This window comes from Pedobacter sp. NEAU-ZC8, assembly GCF_059278965.1.
This window is the reverse complement of sequence record NZ_JCAJXC010000022.1, coordinates 1-18690: the sequence shown is the minus strand read 5'-3', so window position 1 is coordinate 18690 and position 18690 is coordinate 1. Positions and strand designations below refer to the sequence as shown.

Annotated in this window: 17 protein-coding genes; 4 read left to right on the top strand and 13 right to left on the bottom strand. The window is 46.2% G+C overall.

Annotation, left to right across the window (positions count from 1 at the left end; translation table 11 throughout):
* Window positions 1-15: 15 nt before the first annotated feature.
* Both AC5WJX_RS15735 and AC5WJX_RS15730 read right to left on the bottom strand, forming a co-directional pair.
* Window positions 16-138, bottom strand: coding sequence for a hypothetical protein (locus AC5WJX_RS15735; RefSeq protein WP_494485276.1), 123 nt, complete (start codon window positions 136-138; stop codon window positions 16-18).
* A 396-nt stretch (window positions 139-534) separates the two neighbouring features.
* The gene (locus tag AC5WJX_RS15730) at window positions 535-1122 is read right to left on the bottom strand and encodes a GIN domain-containing protein (RefSeq protein ID WP_494485275.1); all 588 of its coding nucleotides are present in this window, start codon (window positions 1120-1122) and stop codon (window positions 535-537) included.
* A 266-nt stretch (window positions 1123-1388) separates the two neighbouring features.
* On the opposite strand from AC5WJX_RS15730, the gene AC5WJX_RS15725 reads away from it, so the two are divergent.
* Window positions 1389-4283: a DEAD/DEAH box helicase gene (locus AC5WJX_RS15725; RefSeq protein WP_494485274.1), complete on the top strand. Its 2895-nt coding sequence runs from the start codon at window positions 1389-1391 to the stop codon at window positions 4281-4283.
* On the opposite strand, the gene aat is transcribed toward AC5WJX_RS15725, so the two are convergent.
* Both aat and AC5WJX_RS15715 read right to left on the bottom strand, forming a co-directional pair.
* Window positions 4280-4921, bottom strand: coding sequence for a leucyl/phenylalanyl-tRNA--protein transferase (gene aat, locus AC5WJX_RS15720; protein WP_494485273.1), 642 nt, complete (start codon window positions 4919-4921; stop codon window positions 4280-4282). The two genes, AC5WJX_RS15725 and aat, sit on opposite strands and share 4 nt — an antisense overlap.
* 13 nt (window positions 4922-4934) lie before the next feature.
* Window positions 4935-5948: an App1 family protein phosphatidate phosphatase gene (locus AC5WJX_RS15715; protein WP_494485272.1), complete on the bottom strand. Its 1014-nt coding sequence runs from the start codon at window positions 5946-5948 to the stop codon at window positions 4935-4937.
* Between the two features lie 53 nt (window positions 5949-6001).
* On the opposite strand from AC5WJX_RS15715, the gene AC5WJX_RS15710 reads away from it, so the two are divergent.
* The gene (locus AC5WJX_RS15710; RefSeq protein WP_494485271.1) at window positions 6002-6877 is read left to right on the top strand and encodes a diacylglycerol/lipid kinase family protein; all 876 of its coding nucleotides are present in this window, start codon (window positions 6002-6004) and stop codon (window positions 6875-6877) included.
* On the opposite strand, the gene AC5WJX_RS15705 is transcribed toward AC5WJX_RS15710, so the two are convergent.
* The 8 genes from AC5WJX_RS15705 to AC5WJX_RS15670 all read right to left on the bottom strand — a co-directional run bounded on the left by AC5WJX_RS15705 (window position 6846) and on the right by AC5WJX_RS15670 (window position 13178).
* Entirely contained in the window at window positions 6846-7298 is a 453-nt protein-coding gene (locus AC5WJX_RS15705) for a hypothetical protein (RefSeq protein WP_494485270.1), read from the bottom strand. The two genes, AC5WJX_RS15710 and AC5WJX_RS15705, sit on opposite strands and share 32 nt — an antisense overlap.
* Complete coding sequence (locus AC5WJX_RS15700; RefSeq protein WP_494485269.1) at window positions 7285-7989, bottom strand: peptidoglycan DD-metalloendopeptidase family protein; 705 nt, start codon at window positions 7987-7989, stop codon at window positions 7285-7287. The genes AC5WJX_RS15705 and AC5WJX_RS15700 overlap by 14 nt, the downstream gene beginning before the upstream one ends.
* Window positions 7979-8362, bottom strand: coding sequence for a 30S ribosome-binding factor RbfA (gene rbfA / locus AC5WJX_RS15695; protein ID WP_440428905.1), 384 nt, complete (start codon window positions 8360-8362; stop codon window positions 7979-7981). Before rbfA ends, AC5WJX_RS15700 begins: the two co-directional genes overlap by 11 nt.
* 11 nt (window positions 8363-8373) lie before the next feature.
* Window positions 8374-9570, bottom strand: a complete 1197-nt coding sequence (gene hflX / locus AC5WJX_RS15690) for a GTPase HflX (RefSeq protein WP_440428904.1) — start codon at window positions 9568-9570, stop codon at window positions 8374-8376.
* Between the two features lie 23 nt (window positions 9571-9593).
* Window positions 9594-10385 carry an indole-3-glycerol phosphate synthase TrpC gene (gene trpC / locus AC5WJX_RS15685; protein ID WP_494485268.1) on the bottom strand — a complete coding sequence of 264 codons (792 nt, stop codon included), beginning with the start codon at window positions 10383-10385 and terminating at the stop codon, window positions 9594-9596.
* Window position 10386: 1 nt separating this feature from the next.
* On the bottom strand, window positions 10387-10959 hold the full coding sequence (locus tag AC5WJX_RS15680; protein WP_494485267.1) for an anthranilate synthase component II: 573 nt from the start codon (window positions 10957-10959) through the stop codon (window positions 10387-10389).
* A gap of 10 nt (window positions 10960-10969) precedes the next feature.
* Entirely contained in the window at window positions 10970-12373 is a 1404-nt protein-coding gene (locus AC5WJX_RS15675; RefSeq protein WP_494485266.1) for an anthranilate synthase component I family protein, read from the bottom strand.
* 361 nt (window positions 12374-12734) lie between these two features.
* Complete coding sequence (locus AC5WJX_RS15670) at window positions 12735-13178, bottom strand: cytochrome B (protein WP_440428900.1); 444 nt, start codon at window positions 13176-13178, stop codon at window positions 12735-12737.
* A 593-nt stretch (window positions 13179-13771) separates the two neighbouring features.
* On the opposite strand from AC5WJX_RS15670, the gene AC5WJX_RS15665 reads away from it, so the two are divergent.
* Together AC5WJX_RS15665 and AC5WJX_RS15660 are read left to right on the top strand one after the other, a co-directional pair.
* Window positions 13772-16792, top strand: a complete 3021-nt coding sequence (locus tag AC5WJX_RS15665) for an amidohydrolase family protein (protein WP_494485265.1) — start codon at window positions 13772-13774, stop codon at window positions 16790-16792.
* Window positions 16785-18092, top strand: a complete 1308-nt coding sequence (locus AC5WJX_RS15660) for an amidohydrolase family protein (RefSeq protein WP_494485264.1) — start codon at window positions 16785-16787, stop codon at window positions 18090-18092. Before AC5WJX_RS15665 ends, AC5WJX_RS15660 begins: the two co-directional genes overlap by 8 nt.
* Window positions 18093-18177: 85 nt before the next feature.
* Here AC5WJX_RS15660 and AC5WJX_RS15655 read toward each other — a convergent pair.
* Window positions 18178-18690, bottom strand: a 513-nt coding sequence (locus AC5WJX_RS15655; protein ID WP_494483672.1) for a group II intron maturase-specific domain-containing protein, incomplete at its 5' end; no start/stop codon positions are given.

The following is an 18690-nucleotide window of genomic DNA, read 5'->3' as shown; positions in this document are numbered from 1 at the left end:
GGGGGTTCGGGTATGTTACTTCAATCGGCGACTTTTCAAAACGGCTTCCAATTCCTGCTTATCGTATTTTGAACCATTTATAAGTTTGTAAGCAAAGAATAACGGAATCAAGGTGACGAGTCCTAAGGTATCTTTCATCCAAGTCTTTTTGAATCATCTTCTTCCTGATTAATAAGGCTTAGACCATTTAAAGTCATGAATTCTTAAGATACGCAAAAAATTTAAATAGAAGGCATTAAGCATAGATTGCGGCAAGAAAACCGAAGGCTGTCTTTATAGCAGCACCAGCATACAAGTAAAACCAAATAGAATGCAAAGCTGAAACACATCAACCCCAGATCGAACGCACAGTTTGTGTGCGCTTGATCTGGGGTTGATGTGCGTTTGATGTGGGTCAGATCTGCGTTTGCTCCAAAGCTGTCCTATCCTTGTCCTATCCTAATATAGCTATACCTGTTTAGCTGTTAATACTAAACTGATTATACACCCACATCCGTATTTCCGATAATAACTATACAATCCTATAACTGGAGATTAACGACGAGCCAGCGTTGCAGTTGGGCGACTCGCAATAATGGTTTCATTTGCTGCAAACTGGTCCATGGTCAGGTTTCCAAGATCACACATCTCAATCGCGTGCTGATCGGTTTTACCTGAAATTTTAAGTGCTGATGCGCCTTTTACCGAGGTAAATAAAGACACCGTTTTAGCTTTAATATCCGCAGTGGCCTCGTCTTTCAACTTCACATTGAGGTTCAATAATTGGAAACAACCTTCAGTTCTAACCTTCGACTGGTTGTTCGCTTCAATTGCGGTCAGTTCTTTTACATAAACCACAATAGATAAAGGCCGGTCAGCGAAAGAGCTGATGCGCAACGTACCCCCTTGCTGTTGCACCAAGGCGTTTTTGGAATAGTACTTATCATATACTTTCACGCTTTCCTTGCTATCCTGAACCAGCAGCAGGTTTACGTTTCCACTAACAACGATCTTCTTAATTTCCTTAACCGAACTTAAGGTGGTAATGTAGTGGCTAGGCGCTCCTGCTTTTACTGCGGCAGTGTTGGCGATTAAAATTATTCCGGTGAATAGAGCGAACAAGGTTTTTACTGAAGTTTTCATGATTTTTATTCCTTAATGTTTGTAAATCAATTATTTATATCTTTTTATTTGTTTGGTAATAAGACGCCTCGACAAAAAAAACGTTTCAGCCTGCTTTGTCTAATTAGACCATGTCAGCCTGTATTTCGACGAAAGGCATATATATTTCGACCAACAGGTAAAAAAAATTTTAATTCCGTGATTTGATGTTTGATACAAAGTGAAAATCCTGTATGTTTAAAACTTTTATACGCGCACTCCCTTAGTTTTAAATTTATTTTCATCCCATGTTACGTGTAGATAGTTCCAAGCCATTCAAATTAGTGTACGCCTTGTGTAAACATGATTTTTTGGGCTATCTTGTTGAACCACACGTCGTTCAACTTAATCCGCAGGGCGATTTTTCCTTAACTTACCAGCGGATATTCAGTCATACTGCTGCAGAGTTTGAAAAACACCTCTCGGAAGCGGATATGAAAATCATTAAAACACTCGATGACATCGAGCAGGATTCCATCATTAAGAAATACTATAAAAAGCAGATCCGCCCCTTTGAATTCTTCAGTAAGGTATTCGACGATAAGTTCTACGATCATGTGCGCCCAAGGGTAGAAAAAAAGCTGGCAGACATCCTGAAAAATCCGGTGGTTGCAAAATCACTTTACCTGATGTCTAAAGATGGCTGGCCAGTTGGATCAAGGCTACAAATTGCCGCTGAGCCTGCTACAATCCTTTTTCACTTCAGAAGAAATCCTCAGGAAACCCGCTACTTCCCTACGATTAAATACGCCGGTATGCGCATCGACTTTATGTTTAAGGATGCACAGCTGATCAGCAATCAACCCGCATGGCTGCTCTTAGACCAGACCTTGTATTTCTTTGAGCCGGGTATGGAGGGTAAAAAGCTGCAGCCCTTTCTCAATAAACGCTACATCACCATCCCCAAAGCAACGGAGGAAACCTACTTTGAGAAATTCGTAGCACCGCTGATCGAAAAGTACCACGTATATGCAGAAGGTTTTGACATCAGAACGGAGAAAAATGATCCGGTACCGATCTTGAATGTTTCCTTCGTGGAAGACGGGATCTCGCAACTTCAGCTCTGCTTCCGCTATGGCAGCTACACCTTTGCCATGGGCGATGAACAAAAGGTAACGGTAAGAGTTTCAAAGGAAGCTGATGAATATATATTTAACCGTATCAAAAGACAAAGCGACTGGGAAAAGGGCAAATATGCAGAGCTGCTGAAAATGGGGCTCCGGAAAACAGGACCCGTATTTTATACCCTGGAACTGAACAATAAGGAGGATGCTGACCCTGCCTATGGCGTGCTCAACTGGACCAACGAACACATCAAGGAGCTGCAGGAACGTGGATTTGAAATCCAGCAATCTGCCGGGCCGAAGAAATTTCTTTTTGCCAGCAACCACATTGACTTCGAGATCAAAGAGGAAAATGACTGGTTTGACATCAATGCCATCGTTTACTTTGGATCTTTTGCCATACCATTCATTGCTTTAAAACAATATATTCTTCGCAAAAAAAGAGAGTTCCCACTGCCCGATGGATCCATCGCGATCATCCCAGATAAATGGTTCTCGCAATATGGAAGTCTCTTTAACTTCTCTGATTCCAGCAAAGCGCTGAAGCTGCATAAACATCATGTCGGACTGATCAATGATCTGTCTGAAGACAGCATTGTACATGTAACGCTTAACCGAAAGCTGCAAAAGCTGAATGATTTTGAAAACATCGAAGAGACGGAAATGCCGGTACACTTTAAAGGTCATTTGCGCAGCTATCAGAAAGCGGGTTATAACTGGTTTAGTTTTCTTCGGGAATACCACTTTGGTGGCTGCCTTGCCGATGATATGGGTCTTGGTAAAACCATCCAAACCTTGGCGATGCTGCAGAAAATTAAGGAGGAGGACCAGCATAATGACACCAGGAGTACCTCACTGATCATCATGCCAACCTCGCTGATCTACAACTGGCTCAATGAGGCGAAGAAATTTACGCCGCAGCTGAAGATCTTTGCACATACCGGTGGCGCCCGAAATAAGGATGTCTCACATTTTATTGATTACGACATCATCATCACGACATATGGCATCACCAGGATAGATGCGGAACTGCTGCAGCATTTCTACTTCAACTACATCATCCTGGATGAGAGTCAGAACATCAAAAATCCGGCTTCAAAGTCCTTCAAAGCAGTGCGCTCCCTGAAGTCCAGGCATAAACTGATCCTGAGCGGTACGCCCGTGGAGAACTCCGTGGGCGACTTATGGACACAGCTGACCTTCCTGAACCCAGGTTTATTGGGAACGCAGTCTTTTTTCAATGAAGAGTATGTGCAGGCCATTGAAAAGAAGAAGGATGAGGAAAAAGCAAGGAAGCTGCAGGCCATCATTAAACCTTTCGTGTTACGCAGGACCAAAGAGCAGGTTGCAGAGGAGCTTCCACCGAAGACCGAGCAGGTGTTCTATTGCGACATGAGCGAGGATCAGGCGGCCTATTATGAGAAGACCAAATCGGCTTACCGGAACGACCTGCTGAGCAGCATGGACGATGGCAGCTATAAGGAGAAACAGGTGCAACTGCTGCAGGGACTAACCCTGTTGCGGCAACTGGCAAACCATCCCTTTATGATCGATGAAAATTACCATTCGGATTCCGGGAAGTTTAAAAATGTGCTTCATGCTTTAGACAACGTGCTTAAAGGTGGACACAAGGTGCTGATCTTTTCCCAGTTTGTGAAACACCTGAACCTGTTTAAAGCGGAGTTCGAGGAGAAGCAAATTCGTTATGCTTACCTGGATGGCTCTACAAAGAACCGCGGAGAAACCGTGGCGGACTTTCAGAATGACCCGGATCTTAAAGTGTTCCTGATCTCGATCAAGGCTGGTGGTGTTGGTTTAAACCTCACCCAGGCGGATTACGTATTCATTCTGGACCCTTGGTGGAACCCTGCCGTTGAGCAACAAGCCATTGACCGTAGCCACAGGATTGGCCAGGAGAAAAAGGTGTTTATCTATAAGTTCATCGCCAAAGACACGGTAGAGGAAAAGATCCTTGCCCTGCAGAACCGCAAAAAGCGACTTGCAAGTTCATTGATCACCACGGAGGAGAGTTTCTTCAAATCTTTAACGAAAGCAGATATCCAGGAAATTCTGAATTAAGGCTGCTTTAAGATGCTGAGGTAATCTTTGCAGGAAATAAGTTCTGCACCAAGGCTCATCAGGTGCGGATTAGGCAGCTGACAATCGATCAAATCAAACTTTCCGCTTTGGCATAGGGAGATCAAGGCAGCTTTAGAACCATTGCTCATCAGGCTGAACATGCTTTCACCACAGAAAACCTTGTTCGTCACCACGCCATAAAGCCCGCCCACCAGCTTGCCCTTATGCCAGACTTCAACACTGTGGGCCCTTCCTAAGTTATGGAGCTTGATGTAAGCCTGCTGCATGTCATCTGTGATCCAGGTGCCATCCTGCCCTTGCTTGGTACGATCCACCTCCGCGCAGCATCTGATCACCTGCTCGAAGGCCTGATCCCAGGTGATCTGGAAAGTACCGCTATGCAGCAGCTTGCGCATGGACTTGCTTACTTTAACCTTCTCCGGAAATATGACGCAACGCTCATGTGGTGCAAACCATAAGATCGGGTCGCCTTCACTGAACCAGGGGAAAATGCCACTGGCATACGCATTCTTAAGCCGCTCAGGACTCAGGTCACCGCCAATAGCGAGCAATCCGTCGGGATCTGCCAATGCAGGATCAGGAAAGGCCAGGTAAACTTCGTCAAGTCCAAAAACCATACTGCAATTATAATTATTTTAATATCGTTTCAATGCCTTCGATGTGCGACAGTGGTGCGATCAGTCCGACAGCACGTGAGTGTGTCATGGCCTCCGAACTGCTGTTGAATACACAAATCTTGATCCCTTTTTCTTTTGCCGGTGCCAGCGTATCTATGGTTGTTCGCTCATTCTGTGGCACAATGTTGCGAATGTATATGGCTTCTACCTTCTCCGGATACTTCTCTGCAATGCTCGCATAAATGAAAGGATCACGCTGGGAGTTGTCGCCGAAAAACACAAATCGCTGGTTGGGAAATGCAGCGATGATGCGCATCACCCGGATCAGCTTCCCCTCATGCCCGGTTTTGCCGGACTTCAGAAAGTTCGTCCACATCTTGATCTGGTTAAGCAGGAAAACCCCTTCGGGTAGCTTATTGAAGCGGAAAGTTTCGACCAGGTAATCGTAGAGATTCCATTCAGAACTGGAAACATAGAAAAAAGGATTGGGCTGATCGGCCGTGGTATGTGACAGTGCCAGCAGGCTGTAATGCAGCTGCACATCGGTAAAGGTTTTTCTTGTCCTGGGATTTTTGATGAACAGCTCCCGCAGGCGACGGTAAATGGTTGCGGAGTGTGACACCATGATCGTATCATCAATGTCGGAGATAAAGGCATATTGGGTAATGTGCGGCACAAAGATGGTGCTGCTGCATTCCGTCAGTACCTGATCCTCTTCGTCGAGGGCTTCCACCTTTACCATGTGCCAGCCCGGAGCCACCTCCGCGGCTGCTTTCCATTCGAACTTAAAAAAGCCATCGTATTCGGAAGTCTGGTACACTACCTGATCATAAAAGGTCAGCCGCAGGCGCAACGATGGAAAAGGTTTAAGAATAAAGAGCTTCAGTAAATACAGGATATTGGTGAAGAGGTTATCACTGTATTGCTGAACCGTTCTGGCTTTATACTTGAAGGCATTCCCATAGATGACCAGGTTGTGGGTATGGCCGTAACCATGGTAGACTTTAATGCTGACAGAATTGTTCATTGAATTTAAAACATCAGGATCATCAATGTTGTTTTTAGATTAAAATACACTTCATGAACCCTAAGCCTGCTGGTTTAAAATTTCTGTTTATCGTTAACCCGGGTTCCGGTAATGGCGAAACAGACTATAAAGTTGCGATTCAACATTTCTTCTCCGAGCTGCAACATGATTTTGAAATCTACGAACTGCCGAAAGATTGCTCCAACCAGCAGATTAAAGCACGTATTGAGGAAGCTAAACCAGACCGCGTTATTGCCGTGGGTGGCGATGGTACCTTAAAGCTTGTGGCCCAATGCCTCTTAAATTCAGAGATGCCTATCGGTATCATTCCCGCGGGTTCTGCAAATGGTATGGCTAAAGAACTGGGTATTTCCGTGGAGGTTGATGAAGCCTTAGAAACGGCGGTAATTGGCAGCCCCAAACGCATCCATGCGGTAATGGTTAATGATGAACTTTGCATTCACCTGTCGGACATCGGCTTCAATGCCTACATCATCAAGAAGTTTGACGACCTGCCGCAGCGTGGCATGAAAGGTTACGCCAGAGCGGCCTGGCATGCCTTATGGAACCACCATAAAATGGAAGTGACGATAAAGATCGATGGTGAAGAGATACGCTCTGAAGCGTCGATGGTTGTAATCGCGAATGCTACGATGTACGGTACCGGCGTAAAGATTAATCCTGAAGGCAGCCTGGAAGACGATGTTTTTGAAGTGATCCTGGTGAAGAACTACAACATTCTGGAGATCCTGAAGATCCGTTTCACTAACCTGCCATTTAACCCGAACTCCATTGAAACCTTTAAAACCGATAAGCTGGTGATCAAGTCTAAACACCGAACACATTTCCAGGTGGATGGCGAATATCAGGGCAAGGTAAACACGATATCAGCGCATATTATAACTGACGCAATCCGGGTAATTGTCTGACTTTAACGAATTTCTTATACGCGAGTATGGTGTAGTAAAGCCGGAAAAACTCAGCGACAATACAGATCCGGAACAGCCAGGTAAAGGCGTTATCGCTCATGGGTACCAGTTCAGGCAACATGGTGATGAAACCAATGGAAAGCACCATCAGGAATAAGCGGAAGGGAAATTGGATGTAATAGATGATCATGCCGTAGCGCTTGAAACGGAACTGCCCATAGGCGGTATAAAACAGCGAAATGTAGATCAGCAGGGTTAAACCTGCTTTTATCAATGAAAATGCATCTGGTTTTATTTTACCAAGGTGGGTTAACAGGAACCACACCTGGGAAAACATAAATAGGATACTGATGAGGTCTAAAAAAGCAAATAGTTTGAAGATCCGACGCATCGCCTGGTTGTTAGGTTTAGCTTGCTGCAAGTCCAAAGGTATCTTTTAGTATCAGTTTTGGATCAGGACAATTCTCTAAGTATTGATCGGCTCTGGAATACTGGCAAACACCCGGATAATCGCCTGCATTGCCCTGCATATCCATAATGAGTTGGAAATGCAGATGGGGCGGCCAATATCCGTTCTCCTCTGGAATGCCAAAAGCTGCAAATTCTTTGCCAGAGGGAATCTTTTGTCCTTCTCTGAGGCCAGCTAGGGAATTAAGACTTAAATGGCCGTATAAGGCATGAAAAACAAGCCCTTCCAGGTTATATTTCAGGATAATAGTGGCGCCATAATCCCCAAAGTGGTCATTGAATTTGAAGCTATGTACCTCAGCGTCGTAAAAATTGTAAACGGGTGTCCCCGCAGGACCCCAGATATCAGTTCCCAGGTGTAAGCGCCGGGGTTCTTCTGCCCCGTCGAAATAACTACTTCTGGAATAGATGCTGCGGTGTTCATTGTAACCACCAATACCGTAGCGGCAGTGATGATCTGCGAGCTCCTGACTGATCCATTTGCTGAATATGGTTGTGTCGCTGATGATCTCTTCGGTAAGGCTGCTGTTATTGCTGGTAAGATCAAGCTGGAACAGCTGATCGATATTTGGCTCAAAAGGAACCACTGGATGAAAATGAAGGCCCTTGTTTCCAAGGGCCTCAAATTTTTGTTTAGGCGTCATCTTCTGCGCTTTCGTTTTCTTTACGTTCTTTAGCAATTTTATCGAAGATCTTGTCCATGTGCTCGGTGTACTCGTTGGTATCATCCACGAAGAACGTAAGGCTTGGTACCACACGTGCCTGATGGCGGATGCGTGAACCCAGCTTATAGCGGATCTCTCCGGCATGTGAATTTACGGTATTAACCGATAAAGTTGTGTTGCTTGTATTTAAAAAGCTTAAGTAGACCTTAGCTACAGCCAGGTCTGGGGATACCCTTACTTTCGTTATGGTAACCAGTGTATTGGGAAGGTAGGCTGCGCCTTCCTTCTGGAAAACAGCGGCAAGCTCTTCCTGTAGAAGGCCTGCAAACTTCTGTTGACGTTTACTTTCCATATTTGTGTGTGTTAAAACAACAGCTTGTCATACGGATAGCGCTGGGTATGAAGCCCCTTCACCATATCGTACAGCAACTGTCTAAATTCTTCTAAATTCTCTTTGTGCAGCGCGGAAATGAACAGCGCAGGCGCATTATGCTGTGCCATCCAGCTGTTTTTAAACTCGGCCAAGGTTAGTGTTACCTTTTCATCTTCATGATGCTCTTCACGGGCTTCCGGACTTACATACGCATCGATCTTGTTAAAGACCATGATCGTCGGCTTATCTCTGGCGCCCAGATCTTTCAAGGTTTCGTTTACTACGTTGATCTGATCTTCAAAGTTGGGGTGTGAAACATCCACGACATGGATCAGAATATCTGCCTCGCGAACCTCATCGAGTGTAGATTTAAAACATTCTACCAGGTGGTGAGGCAATTTGCGGATGAATCCTACCGTATCTGAAAGCAGGAATGGCAGGTTTTCAATTACGACTTTCCTTACGGTGGTGTCCAGTGTTGCGAACAACTTGTTCTCTGCAAATACTTCTGACTTGGCCAACATGTTCATGATGGTCGACTTACCCACGTTGGTATAACCGACCAGTGCTACACGGATGAGCTGCACCCGGTTTTTACGTTGAGTTTCGTTTTGCCTGTCGATATGTTTAAGCCTGTCTTTGAGCAGGGAGATCTTGTCCAGGATCATCCTTCTATCACTCTCGATCTGGGTCTCCCCCGGACCACGCATACCGATACCACCCTTTTGACGTTCCAAGTGGGTCCATAAACGGGTTAGTCGTGGCAGCAAATACTGCAGCTGTGCAAGCTCTACCTGTGTTTTCGCCTGGGCAGTTTGTGCACGCCCGGCGAAGATATCAAGTATTAAATTGCTTCGATCGAGTATCTTTACTTGTAGTTCACGTTCTATATTTCTGAGCTGTGAAGGCGATAATTCGTCGTCAAAAACAACCATATCGATCTCCTCAGACTGCACATAACCTTTGATTTCCTCCAGCTTTCCGGTACCTACGAAGGTTGCACGGTCGGGCTTAAGCATTTTTTGAGTGAATACCGTCTCCACTGCGCCTCCTGCAGTATCTACAAGAAAAGCCAGCTCATCGAGATATTCCTTAGTTTCTTCTGGCTTTTCGCCAGGTCTGATGACTCCCACAAGAACCGCGCGTTCCTGCTTGAGTGCTGTGTCATAAAACTTTTGTTTTCCCATTGTTATCGCTAAAGGTACAAAAGTTATACCGATCTCAATTCACTGACAAAGCGCTGCATAGCGGCTGCTGGATCGTCGGTTTTCATGAAATTTTCGCCGATCAGGAAGCCGTTGAAACCTGCCTGCTTCAGCTCCGCGATAATCGCAGGATCGCTGATCGCACTTTCCGAGATCTTCATTACCTCATCAGGGATCTCCTTAACCAGGTTAAAGGAGTTCTGGATGTCTACACTGAAGTCGCCCAGGTTCCGGTTGTTCACGCCAATCGCATCAATGTTATCGGCGATGCTGCGTTGTAACTCTTCCCGGCTGTGCACCTCCAGCAAAACGTTTAAGCCGAGGCTTTTGGCCTGCCGGGCGAAGCTGCTGACCTGCTCCGGTGTCAGGATGGCGGCAATGAGTAAAATGATGTCGGCACCCATGGCCTTTGATTCGATGATCTGGTATTCATCAATGATGAAGTCCTTCCTAAGCACGGGGATTTCGTTGTTCTCCCTGGCTACGGCAAGATCGGCATAGCTGCCGCCGAAGAAATCCTGGTCAGTTAACACCGACAGTGCGGAGGCACCTGCAGCGGCATAACCTTTGGTCACTTCGGCTACCGATACGTTTCCGTTGATGAGTCCTTTGGAGGGTGAGCTTCGCTTGAATTCTGCAATAATGCCGGTACGTTCAGGGTTTAACAGGAACTCCCTGAAAGAATATGGAGTTCTGCTGAAATAGCTGGAAGCTTCAAGCGTGTTGACCGGCTTATTGCTTTTCGCCTGTGCAACTTCTTCTTTTTTGCGAATTACGATTTTGTCTAATATGTTCATCTTATGCCTCTAACCAGTTTATCATCATCTGTTTACCATGTTCCGTTAACACGCTTTCCGGGTGAAATTGCACGCCTCTCACGTCAAAATCCTTATGCCTTAAGGCCATGATCTGATCATTGGCATCCTTGGCGGTTACAGTTAAACATTCCGGTAAGCCTTCATTGCTGACCACCCAGGAGTGGTAACGACCAACCTTGAAGTGCTCTGGCAGGTCTTTAAAGGTTAACTCGCCTTGATCTTTAACGTCGATGGTGGTTGCAATGCCGTGCATTGGGCGGCCCAGGTTAAACAGTGTACCGCCAAAAGCCTCTGCAATGGCCTGCTGACCTAAACAGACGCCAAAGATACTCTTTGTTGGCGCATAAGTTCTGATTACCTCCAGCAGTAACCCTGCCTCTTCAGGGATACCGGGGCCTGGCGACAGCAGGATCTTATCGAACCGATCCACGTCTTCTATATTGAATTTATCATTCCTCCAGACTTCCGCCTCATGACCAGCTTCATTGATTAAGTGAACCAGGTTGTAGGTAAAGGAGTCGTAGTTGTCGATGATTAAGACTTTCTTTTTCATTGGGTATGTTTTAAATGTCGTTAGCCATTTCCATTGCTTTGCGCAATGCAGCAATCTTGTTGTTCACTTCGTTCAGTTCATTTACCGGTACGGAATCGGCAACAATGCCTGCGCCTGCGCGGTAGTGTAAATGGTTGTTCTTGCTCATGAAGGTACGTATCATGATGGCATGGTTGAACTCCTCATTGAAGCCCATATAGCCAATTGCTCCGCCGTAGAAGTTCCTGGCCAGCCCTTCGTACTCGTCCAGCAGCTCCAGTGCGCGGTATTTCGGTGCGCCGCTGAGCGTGCCTGCCGGAAAGGTATCTGCCACCACCTTGATGGCGGTAGCATCCTGCTGCAGGGTACCGCTAACTTTGGATACCAGGTGGATCAGGTGCGAGTAATACTGGATCTCTTTGAAGGACTTAACTTCCACGTTCTTGCAGTGCCTGCTCAGGTCGTTCCTGGCCAGATCGACCAGCATGACGTGCTCTGCACTTTCTTTAGGATCTTCTTCGAGCTGTTTGGCAAGGATGGCATCTTCCTCATCGTTGCCGGTCCGTTTAAAGGTACCTGCAATCGGGAAGATGTTTGCCGTGTTGTTCTTGATGGTGATCTGTGCTTCAGGCGAGGAACCAAAAAGCTTAAAGCTGCCATAATCGAAGTAGAACAGGTATGGTGATGGGTTAATGGAGCGCAGGCAGCGGTAAACATTGAATTCGTCTCCGCTGAAACCCTGCTTATAGGACCTTGAGGGTACGATCTGGAAGACATCTCCCCTTAGGATGTGCGTTTTAAGCTTTTCAACGATAGCAATGAATTCCTCATCTTTCAGGTTAGAGCTTTCTTCGCCCTGCGTATTGAATTTATATTCCGGGAAGTTCTTGTTCTGAATAAGGTAGGCTATTCTGTCCAGCCCCGACGCTTCTTCTCCCTGGAAGGTGTTTTCGAATAAGGTTACCTGATTGCGGAAGTGATCGACTGCTATGATGTAGCGGTAGATGTGGTACTGCATTTCCGGGATAGCATCGTCTGCGGGTGTTTGTGCTTTGAAAGTGATGTCTTCAAAGTACGGAATGGCTTTCCAGGTGAAGTAGCCGAACAGGCCATTAGAAACATATCGTTTATCGGGCAGCTCGCTGGTCTGGAAGGCAGACTTGAACACCTCGATCTCTTTGGTAAGATCAAAGGATTCCATGGTTTCGCTACTCCCATCAGGGAAGTATTTGCGGAGTAGCTGATTTTTTACGGTAATGCCGGCAACCGGATCTGCGCAGACATAGCTGACTGCATTTTCACGGCTGTGGTAATCGGAACTTTCCAACAGAATCGTATTTGGAAATACGTCTCTTAAGCGGAGATAAATGCTCACCGGCGTGGCGGTGTCGGCCAGCTTTTTAAGGAAAGATGTTTTAATGTCGAACGTTTTCATCTGTTTAATTTAGTTTGTTGATAGCGACCATGATCTTAAGATTGCTTTGGAGAGGTCTGAGATTCATGTTTGCTGGTATGTCGGTTGTGAATGTCTAAAATGCAAAAAACCCGGCGTGGTATACGCCGGGTTTTCAAATGTGTTTTTAGGTTTAGGTTGAAAAACTAAATGTTACACAAAGCTACGACGATACCCTTTTCAGAATAACCACGCCACTGCCAGCTTTTAACATTGTTTTTCATCTTAATTTCGTTTTAACGGTTATGATTCACTTATAATCAACCTTTGTAGGAGACTATAACGCATTCATGGTTTGCAAAATTATAAATTAAACTTAAAAACACTTATTTCTTGAGCATTTTTATGAAATCCCGAATAAAGATCTTGAAGCATCATTCTTCACCATTAAGAATATGGCTACTGTAATGATCAGTAATGCAAAACCAAAGAATACAAAGATGTTTTTGTGTTTAGCAACGGCATCTACGGCCTTTTTAGATTTCGCATTTCCAACGGTGATCAGGATAATGGCAATGATCATCATGGCGATATGTTCCATCTTCCAGTAACGGTTAGAAGCCACAGAACTATCCAATTTGTACCAGTCGTTCATGAAATACAGCAACAAGCCTAATATCAGTTGAATGTGTGAACTGATCAATGCAAATACAGCAAGTTTTCTGTTGCCTTCTGTAAATGCTTTTTTACCTGTGAAGCCGGATACTGCTGTAACAAATGCGGCTAACAATAATAAGATAACAACGTATCTCCAGCCTGAGTGTGCACTCCTTAAAATTTCATACATACGGATAGAATTATTTTTTCAAACATAAATAAAAGCAACATACAAAGAGAATGCCTGTTTGAGAATTTTTAAGGCATTTCTTTTCGGTAGCGGTTATGTTATGCTTTGAGCTTGGGTATTGAGCGGCTTTTGCCTCTTGGACTTTGTTGCTACAAGCTAAGCAAGGAGACCTTGCGAACTTGCTGCAGAGGAGGGTTCGAGTTGCTATATACGAACCTTGCGAATCGCTACAGAGGAAGGTTGCAAGTTGCTGCATAGGAACCTTGCGAGTTGCTGTATATGAACATTGGACAGTCGCTGTTTGCAGACAGAAGAGCTTCTGACTTTAGTTAACGAACACATTAGGGCTTGAAATCGCTTATACAATGATCGGAGATATACCTTAGCGATACATCTCAGCAGTATTTTCGAATGCATACTGCGCTTTCGAGGCCCCAAATCCACCCACATGATGCCAATAAGACTGGGCTTCCGGGCAATTTCTGCGAAAACAGCGGCAGGATCTAAAAAACCCCATAAAAAACAGGGTAAAAAACGTGTTATATATACATTTACTGCATTATAAATGATAGTTTTAGAAAAACTATAATCAAATGAAGAAAATTTTACTTACGCTAACGTTGGTATTTTCTGCTTCAGTGTTATTTGCGCAGCAAACTTATCCGGTTAATGGTACATTCGACAACCGCCCGGGACAGTTTGCTTTCACAAATGCGAACATTGTTGTTAATGCCAACAAAACGATCAGCAACGGAACCCTGCTGGTCAAAGGCCAGACCATCGAGGCGGTGGGCTCGGGAACCACAGTCCCAAAGGGCTATGTGGTGATCGACCTGAAAGGCAAGTACATCTATCCATCTCTGATTGATGCATTCAGCAGCTATGGCGTGGCAGAACCTGCACGTGCAACTGGTGGCTTTGGTGGCAGGCAGTCGATCTTTGTATCCACCAAAAAAGGCGCTTACAACTGGAACGAAGCCATCCGTCCGGAAACAGAAGTAAGAGGCATCTTCGGCAATGACGACAAAAAAGCGGAAGAACTGCGTAAGGTGGGCTTCGGTGCCGTAAACGTCGTGAACCGTGATGGTATTGTGAGAGGTACCTCGGCAGCAGTGACCTTGAGTACGGAGCGTGAGAATCAGAATATCATTAAAGGTGAAACGGCTGCGAATTTCTCTTTCAGCAAAGGGACTTCAAAGAACGACTATCCAACCTCCCTGATGGGTGCTATCGCTTTGCTTCGTCAGACCTACTACGACGGACAATGGTACGCTAAACAAAAAGAAGAATACAACATCTCGCTTGATGCGTTCAATAAACAGCAAACGTTACCGCAGATCTTTGAGGTGGACGGCTGGCAGAATATCCTGCGTGCAGACAAGATCGGCAAGGAATTCGGCAAACAGTACATCTTCAAATCTACCGGTGACGAGTATCAGCGTATCCCAGCAGTCAAAGCAACGGGTGCAAGCCTGATCATCCCTTTAACCTTCACCAAGGCTTTTGATGTGGAAGATCCTGCAGAAGCACGCAACATCACTTTGGCGCAGATGAAGGATTGGGAGCTTTCACCAACAAACCCGGCAGCACTGGAGAAAGCAGGCATCCGCTTTGCGATCACCGCAACTGGTCTGGAGCAGGTTAGAGATTTCTGGACCAACCTTAGGACAGCAATCGAAAACGGTCTTACGGAGAAACAGGCTTTATTGTCTACAACAGAGATCCCTGCTGCCATGCTGGGTATTGATGACAAAGTGGGGACCCTGGACAAGGGTAAACTGGCGAACTTCCTGATTACTTCTGACAAGCTATTCAGCAACAGCAATATCGTGTTTGAGAACTGGGTGCAGGGTAAACGCTTTGTGGTAAACAAGATAAACACGGCAGATCTTCGTGGCACTTACACCTTGAACATCGAGGGACAATCGCCATTGGTACTGAAGATCTCTGGTACAGGTAGCGGCAATTCGGCTACGGTACAGCGTTCAGCAACGGACAGCGCAAAGGTGACCTCGAGCTTCAACCGTAATGGCGACTGGGTAAGCATGAGCTTCAGTCTTAAAAATCCGGCCACTGACGTACGTTTAAGCGGCTATGTGACCAGCGAAAACCCATTAACCTTCAAAGGCGAAGCAGTTTCTGGTGGCAAGGAAGGTCGCTGGACAGCAACATTTACATCGGCGAACACTGAACAACCTAAAAAAGAAAGCCCGAAACAACAGGCAGAGAACGGTCCATTGATCTATCCATTCACCAGCTTTGGTGTAACGACAGCACCTGCTCAGGAGTCGGTATTGCTTAAAAACGCTACGGTATGGACCAATGAGAAAGAGGGCATCTTGCAGAATGCAGATGTTTTGCTTGAAAACGGCAAGATCAAAGCGGTAGGTAAAGGTCTTTCGGCCGGTGCTGCAAAGGTTATTGATGCCACTGGAAAACACATCACTCCGGGTATCATCGACGAACACTCTCACATTGCCATCACTGGTGGCGTGAATGAGGGTGCACAATCCAACTCTGCGGAAGTGCGTGTTGCCGATGTAGTGAACTCGGAAGACGTAAACATCTACCGTCAGCTGGCAGGCGGGGTAACCACCTCGCACTTGTTGCACGGCTCTGCTAATCCAATCGGCGGACAAAGTCAGCTGATCAAACTACGCTGGGGTAAGAACTCCGAGGAACTTAAGTTCGGAGGCAATGATGGTTTCATCAAGTTCGCTTTGGGTGAGAACGTGAAGCAAAGTAATTTCGGTACAGGCATGCGTTTCCCGGTAACCCGCATGGGCGTGGAGCAGGTGTTTGTGGATGACTTTACCCGTGCTAAAGAATACAAAAAAGCATTGGCAGCGAAAGGTAGCAATGCCCGCAGAGACCTTGAACTGGATGCTTTGGTGGAGATCCTGGACAACAAACGTTTCATCACCTGCCACTCTTATGTGCAATCAGAGATCAACATGTTAATGCATGTGGCGGATAGCCTAGGCTTCAAAATTAACACCTTTACCCACATCCTGGAGGGCTACAAAGTGGCCGACAAGATGAAGGCCCATGGTATTGCCGCATCGACCTTCTCCGATTGGTGGGCTTACAAGATGGAAGTTGCAGAAGCGATACCTTACAACGGTGCGATCATGCACAACGTCGGTATTACGACTGCCTTCAACTCCGATGATGCGGAAATGGCGAGAAGGTTAAACCAGGAAGCTGGTAAATCTGTGCTCTATGGCGGCGTGCCTGAAGAGGAAGCCCTGAAGCTGGTAACCTTAAATCCAGCCCGCATGATGCATATCGACAACCGTGTTGGTAGCTTAAAAGCTGGCAAAGACGCCGATGTGGTGATCTGGTCTGCAAATCCACTTACCATCTATGCTAAAGCAGAGAAAACCTTCGTAGACGGTGTCGCTTACTGGGACATCGAGCGTGATGCGAAAGTACGTGCCGATCAGCAGGCAGAGAAAGCAAGGATCATTAAGAAAATGTTAGACAGCAAAAACAAAGGCGGCAGAACGCAACGCGCGGCAGCACCGGCACAACGCATCTACAACTGCGAGACAATGGAAGAAGACTATGCTGCTGAATTCAATACTTTAGAAAGGAGCCACTCACATGAATAAATATATTTTAGCCGCAGCATTAAGCGTCTTTAGTGTTACAAATTTTGTCAGCACAACAAGTTTTGCGCAGGCGAACATCTCTCCGGCACCGAAACAAAGCCAGGCCATCGCCATTACAGGTGCCACGATCCATATTGGCAATGGCAGCGTAATTGAAAATGGCACGCTGGTATTTGATAAAGGCAAGATCATTTCCGTATCCGCGGGAGGCACCGCTCAGTCTGGTTCAACGGAGATCAAAGCCAATGGCAAGCACGTTTATCCGGGTTTCATTGCACCGATCACCAACCTGGGCCTAACGGAGTTCGAGTCCGTGAAAGCTACACTGGATTTTAACGAGATAGGCAACCTGAATCCTCATATCCGCTCTTTGGTAGCGTACAACACGGATTCGAAGGTTCCTGCAACCCTACGCTCCAACGGGGTCTTGATGGCGCAGATTACCCCGCAAGGTGGTATTATTGCTGGCAGTTCCTCTGTCGTGCAGCTGGATGCCTGGAACTGGGAAGATGCAGCACTGCGTACCGATGACGCTATTCACCTGAACTGGCCGGTAATCCCACGCAGCCGCTTTGGTCGTATGGCCATGTCAGAAGAAGCCATGCGTGAGCGCCGCGATGCCGCGCTGAGTGAACTGGAGTCTTTCTTCGCGGAAGCAAAGGCCTACTCGGAGAGCAGACCTGCAGTAACCAATCCCCGTCTGGCAGCTATGAAGCGCGTATTTGAGGGCTCAGAACGGCTGTTCATCACAGCAGATAGTCAGAAGGATATCGTGGCTGCAGTGAACTTCGCCAAGAAGCACAAGATCACACCGGTGATTGTAGGCGGCGATGAAGCACATCTGATCACGGACTTCCTGAAAGAGAACAACATTACCGTGGTGGTTAAACAACCGCATGCTTTGCCGAATTCAGTGGACGACGATGTGAATATGCCTTATAAGAACGGCGCAATTCTGGCCAATGCAGGCATTCCGATCGTGATTAGCATTGATGGCTACTGGCAACAACGTAACCTGCCATTTATGGCTGGTACCGTAGCTGCATGGGGCTTGGATAAGGAAAAAGCACTACAAGCCATCACGTTGAACACAGCAAAGGTCTTAGGTATCGACAAAACTGCCGGAAGTCTGGAGGTTGGTAAAGATGCGACCTTGTTCATCTCTTCAGGTGATGCCCTGAACATGACCACCATCAACGTAGAAAATGCATTTATCCAAGGCAGAAATATCTCCTTAGATAACCTGCACAAGCAATTGAACAAGAAGTTCAGTGAGAAATATGGCCTGAAAACAAACTAATCAGGCATCGAGTAGGAAGGTAATCATTATTTGATTACCTGTCCCCTCACACCACCGTACGTGCCGTTCGGCATACGGCGGTTCATTAAACATAAACAGCTTTAGGGGTTACTATTTCTTTTAGACATAGTAGCCCCTGTTTCTTTAGAAATGCATTGTTAAGAGTCCGGGTCAGTATCGGGCTGTGTACGGTTCGCCAATGGCCTTTTCGGGTATTTCCCCATTGATAAGCCTGATCAGGGTGAACCCCAAGTTTCTCGAGTTGCTTAACGCGGGTCTTTACCTGCTTCCATTGTATCCAATAACATAGCCTGACTCGACTGCGGACCCACTCATCAAGTTCTCTGAATACAGTATGAGCTTCGCTCAGCTTGAAGTAGTTCCCCCAACCCTGGTTCAGCTGCCTGATTTGCATCATCCGATCCTCGATCGGGTAAGGTTTTCTGCGGCAGGTAATCTCCCTGATTTTATCCTTGTAAGTGCTAATGCTTTTACGGTGTACCGTAATGCCTTTGCTACCTTTCTTGTGATAAAAGGTAAAGCCCAGTAGTCTGGTTTGCCATGGACGGGTAACCACGCTCTTTTCCACGTTTACTTT